Annotated in this window: 4 protein-coding genes; 1 reads left to right on the top strand and 3 read right to left on the bottom strand. The window is 40.7% G+C overall.

The window, feature by feature from the left end; all coding sequences use genetic code 11:
• From ACEW8S_RS06280 to rho, 3 genes are all read right to left on the bottom strand, one after another.
• Nucleotides 1-573: pyrroline-5-carboxylate reductase family protein (locus ACEW8S_RS06280; protein ID WP_373517324.1), on the bottom strand; the 573-nt coding region annotated here is incomplete at its 3' end.
• A gap of 1,125 nt (nucleotides 574-1,698) precedes the next feature.
• Complete coding sequence (locus ACEW8S_RS06275; RefSeq protein WP_373517323.1) at nucleotides 1,699-2,208, bottom strand: hypothetical protein; 510 nt, start codon at nucleotides 2,206-2,208, stop codon at nucleotides 1,699-1,701.
• 654 nt (nucleotides 2,209-2,862) lie between these two features.
• The gene (gene rho, locus ACEW8S_RS06270; RefSeq protein WP_373517322.1) at nucleotides 2,863-4,494 is read right to left on the bottom strand and encodes a transcription termination factor Rho; all 1,632 of its coding nucleotides are present in this window, start codon (nucleotides 4,492-4,494) and stop codon (nucleotides 2,863-2,865) included.
• Between the two features lie 194 nt (nucleotides 4,495-4,688).
• On the opposite strand from rho, the gene ACEW8S_RS06265 reads away from it, so the two are divergent.
• The coding region (locus ACEW8S_RS06265) for a DUF4293 family protein (RefSeq protein WP_373517321.1) at nucleotides 4,689-5,003 on the top strand (315 nt) is incomplete at its 3' end.

Here is a 5,003-nt window from a genome sequence, read left to right as displayed (position 1 = left end):
CATTTTTAGGGCGGCTTCCATCATGCTGTGCATAAAGTAAAAAACGTAGGCCGGCCCGCTTCCGGAAATTCCGGTAGAGGCGTCAATATAGTTTTCCGACTTTACGCGAATGGATTTCCCGGTGGTATCCAACAGGTTTTCCACCGTAAGTAATTCGATACGGCTAATTTCATCCGAGGTCATAAACGATGTAATGCCTTTACCGACCTGTGCCGGTAAATTGGGCATTGCCCGAACCACTTTGTCGATGCCCAAGGCTTCCTTCATGGCCTTTATGGTGATACCTGCCATAATCGAAATTATGATTTGCCCCGGATTGAGCAGCGGTTTCATCTTGGCAAAAAGATCCGCACTATGATAGGGTTTTACGGCTATAAAAACCAGATCGGCCTGTGGTAGGCAATCCTCCATATCCTTAAACACATCAAAATGGGAAATTTTTTGAAGGGATAGGATTTTTTCAGGGGAATTGTCCAAAATCATTACGTTCCTTTTCTTGAGCAGTTTCGATCTTGACATGGCCTCGGCGTATGTCAACCCCATATTGCCCGCGCCTATAACTAATACTTTCATTCTAAGTTTTTTAGGTTTCGTTATTTATTTCGCACCTAATGGTACAATAACCATACGAAAGTCCGGAAAATGGGATAAAGTTTGCTGTTTTCTTCGTTGAAATGGATGATTTTTTAAACCAATGCGCTCTTAGCTACTATTAGGAAGTGGTTAAGCGGGGATACGCTTTTTTTGTAGGTGGATATTGACATTTTAAAGGATTGCCCTGTTTATGGCAACACCCTGAAATAGTGTCGATTTAGGACTGTAATACTGTCAGTATCCTTTCTGATTTGACTAGACGGATGATTTGAAACGTTTCATCCGTAAAAAACCAATGATAAAGCATAAGTACATTGCGGCGATTAGTATTTTATGAACCAGATTGAAGGTATGTGCGTATAATTCGTTAAAATTTATTCCCACTATAATCAAAAAGGGATAAAAAGGATAGAAAATTAGCAGGCCTAGGCTTATCCATAATAATACGTTATTATATCTTAAAACTTTTTCTTTGTTTTTAACACTTTCCAGCAAATAAAACACGATGCAGTTAGTGAGAATTAATGACCCTGTAAAAATTGCATATAGCTGCGGCAACAATTTAAAATCCTGTAAAAAAAGATTTACTAAACAGATAATTAAAAAAATAAAAGCGCCGTATTTAATAAAATTCTTATATCTAATACTTTTCACGGCTTGATGGTATAAATGAAAAAAGTACAAGTAGAAAATGATATCGAAGATGTTGTAGATTATCGCATTGTTTATTTCGTAAAGATGTGTTTCTTTTTCGTATATTATCTGAAAATCCTCGTATTTTAAAATATACCATCCTAAAATTTCGGTCATCAAAGTGTAAGCGATAAGAACGGGGAAATATTTTAGTATGGAATCATAATATTTGGGATATTTCAATACGGAAAGCACCAATGTTAGCGCATATAGTACGTTAAAAGAGTACTGTGATAAAAATTCTAGGGTTCTCACTTTTTAAAGAAAGTAAACTAAGCGTATGCTTTAATATAGTGTGTAATACAATTCTTTGTCCCTACGCCTTTTCTACGGGTTTGTTTTAACGAATAACTTTTTTGACCTTAACAATTTAGAGGAATTCTAAATTTCAGTGTAGGTGCTAAATTTTTATTACTGGGTGTTGGGAGGTGAGCCATTGCCTCTATTATAGGTAGTACTATTTGCTGCAAAAAATGGACTTGGGCTATTGACAGGTGGCGAAAACAAACTGGGGATTATGCTAGCTTTACTTTTGGATCCGTTTAGACTTTCAAAAGTATTCGTTCCCTTCTTTATCTCCAAAAAATCATCTGTTAGCGTAATTGCCCTTCTTTTGCCATCATTTTCGTCAGCCGTAAAAAAAATAAATTCCTGATCATTTCTTTTTATAGTCGGCGACAACATAACGGAATTTTGTCTTGGATGTACGACTTTAATTCCTTTGGAATACTCTTCCTTCTCGGGGTTATTTGAAAAATAGACCCTTAAGGATTCAATTTTTTCGCCAGAAAGTTCGGCTTCTCGCTCAATATATGCCATGTATTTTTTAATACTATCGTATTTAAAATGTATAAACCTTGCAGCTTCGAATTGCTGTGGCTTCTGTTTTGCGGTATCTGATTTTGCCTCGTTTTGTTCCATAGATCGGCGCATTTCGTAGTCTTTTCCCTGACGATCAATGGAGTCCTCATATTTCTGTATCAAGGGTATTCTTCGATTCTCATACCGAACGTAAGCGTTTCTGGCCTCCCTTGGAGTGATGATTCCATCAGGTTTAGAAATTTTACCGGTATCTTGGTCGCCCGACTCGGGTTGGCCCCGTTCCGAACAACTTGAAAGAAGTAAGGTTAGAAACAAAAGGATAATAAAAGGGTGCTTGGCAATTTTTGCATTTCTCATAACATAAGGTTTTACGGTTAAATTTTAACATGAATAGACTGCCTGCATGGGATGGGCAGGTTCGGGGGAAGTGAAAAATCCGGGGGAAGAATTGATTTTTGCAGCATAAAGATATTTTAAAATACCGATACTTCCTCATAAATTGTAAAGAATTCAATTACAAATTAAGGAGAAACACTGTTTTCGGATTTAGAAACAACATACGCTAATCGGGTAACAGCTAAATTAGAATCGGGCAATAGTACGATAATACCTTAGTGAAAAACCGTTAAAATTAGTTTTCGCTATCGGCCACAAAAAAATCCCAAACGCCTAACCTATAGGTTTGGGATTTGGGATTTGGCCCCTCGACTGCGTTCGGGGTGACACTTGTAGAGTTAACCGCGCCAGCGGGTTCTATTGGTTCATCGTCAACAAGAACTCCTCGTTATTCTTGGTCTGTTTGATGCGTTGTTCTATGAATTCCATCGCTTCTACCGGGTTCATGTCCGCCAAGTATTTGCGGAGGATCCACATGCGTTGAATGGTATTATCGTCCAGCAACAGGTCTTCCCTTCTTGTGCTTGAAGAGGTCAGGTCGATAGCAGGATAAATTCTACGGTTCGAAATCTTACGGTCGAGTTGCAGTTCCATATTACCGGTTCCCTTGAATTCCTCAAAGATGACCTCGTCCATTTTAGATCCGGTATCGGTCAGTGCCGTGGCAATAATCGTAAGTGAACCACCGCCCTCGATATTACGGGCTGCACCGAAGAAACGTTTGGGTTTGTGAAGCGCATTGGCATCCACACCGCCACTCAATACCTTTCCGGAAGCGGGCTGTACCGTGTTATAGGCTCTCGCCAAACGGGTGATGGAATCCAAAAGGATAACCACATCATGGCCGCATTCGACCAGACGCTTCGCTTTTTCGAGTACAATGTTGGCAACGCGTACGTGTTCGGCAGGTTCTTTATCGAAGGTAGAGGCGACGACTTCACCACGCACGTTCCGTTGCATATCGGTAACCTCTTCCGGGCGTTCATCGATTAATAGAACAATCTGGAATACCTCGGGATGGTTGGCGGCAATTGCATTGGCGATGGCCTTCAACAGCATGGTCTTTCCCGTTTTGGGCTGGGAGACAATCATGCCCCTTTGGCCCTTCCCGATAGGGGAGAACAGATCCATAATCCGTGTTGAAATATTGCTTTGGCGATCCGCAATATTGAATTTTTCTTGTGGGAACAACGGCGTCAAATGCTCAAAGGAAACGCGATCACGCACAATTTGTGGATCGATTCCATTGATTTTGTTGACCTTGATCAGTGGAAAATATTTCTCGCCTTCTTTCGGTGGACGGACATTGCCCAATACCGTATCCCCGGTTTTCAAGCCGAACAAACGGATCTGCGATTGCGATACGTAAATATCATCTGGCGAGGAGAGGTAGTTGTAATCCGACGAACGCAAAAAGCCATAGCCGTCTTGCATAATATCGAGTACCCCTTCGCTTTCGATAATACTGTCGAATTCGAATTCCGGCGCCTTGTAGCGGTTCTTCAGGTCTTTATCGAAGTTGCTTTTGTCGTAACTGCTCTTCTGATGCCGCGGATTTTTATTGGGGGTGTTCTGGTTCTTATGGTTCGAGCTGTCTTTTTGGTCTTTTTTGGATGACGGGGACTTCGCGTTCTGGGGACGCGGTCTCGGCTTTTTGGTTTCTGTTGAACCGGTGTCCGTATTCTTGGAATCTCCTGCGTCCTTGGAATCATTCGACGAAGTACTGGACGGACTTTTATCAGTCTTTTCCTTAGTTGCTTTTTCCCTTGGGGCCCTTGGTTTCGGCTTCGACTTCGGCTGATCTTCTTTCTCCGGGGTACCTGCAGAAGCCACCTCCGAGGTGATTTTTGGATTCGACGCCTGTAGGTCTAGAATTTGGTAGACCAGATCCAATTTTTTCTGGGTCCTGTATTTGGGAACATTAAGGCTTTTAGCTATTTCCTGAAGCTCAGGCAGCTTTTTTGCTTTTAAATCTGAAATTTCAAACATTAAGTATGATATAAATTATGTGTCTAAATAAGAATAACAAGAAGTGTATTTTCGATTGGATGTTACTCGGGAAAGTATTCCGTTGAGGTAAGTAATGTAACCTATAACGTGACAATATTACAAATTATTTTCAATACTGCGACGTTTTTTTTTAAAAAGCCTGTATTTTTGCCCTTCGTAACCCAATTCGTGCCATGATCCAAAGAATTCAGACCGTCTATTTATTTTTTGTGATGCTTATTTCGGGAATAGTGCCGTTTTGGGTCAACCTATGGTCCGATGCCGATGGAAACGCTATCTTTGCAAAGCAGGATATCTTGATTTCCGGAGCATTCTATGTATCCGCAATTTTGGCCTTGATCGCCATTGTGATTTACAAGAAAAGAAAAAATCAGTTTGTGCTGAACAGGCTGAACCTCATATTGAATCTTTTTTTATTGGGATTTTTCGTTTACCGATCGCTAAATCTATCTGGAGAGACCTCGGTCTCGGAGAAGGGTATTGGGATG

Source organism: Pricia sp. (genome assembly GCF_041745955.1).
Taxonomy (GTDB): Bacteria; Bacteroidota; Bacteroidia; order Flavobacteriales; family Flavobacteriaceae; genus Pricia.
Note: the sequence above shows the minus strand (reverse complement) of the source record. Positions and strands in the feature narration are given on the sequence as shown.

What these genes read in the sequence shown, in the direction of transcription:
- ACEW8S_RS06275 (WP_373517323.1), bottom strand. Translation starts at nt 2,208, where the DNA reads ATGGAACAAAACGAGGCAAAATCAGATACCGCAAAACAGAAGCCACAG.
- rho (WP_373517322.1), bottom strand. Translation starts at nt 4,494, where the DNA reads ATGTTTGAAATTTCAGATTTAAAAGCAAAAAAGCTGCCTGAGCTTCAG.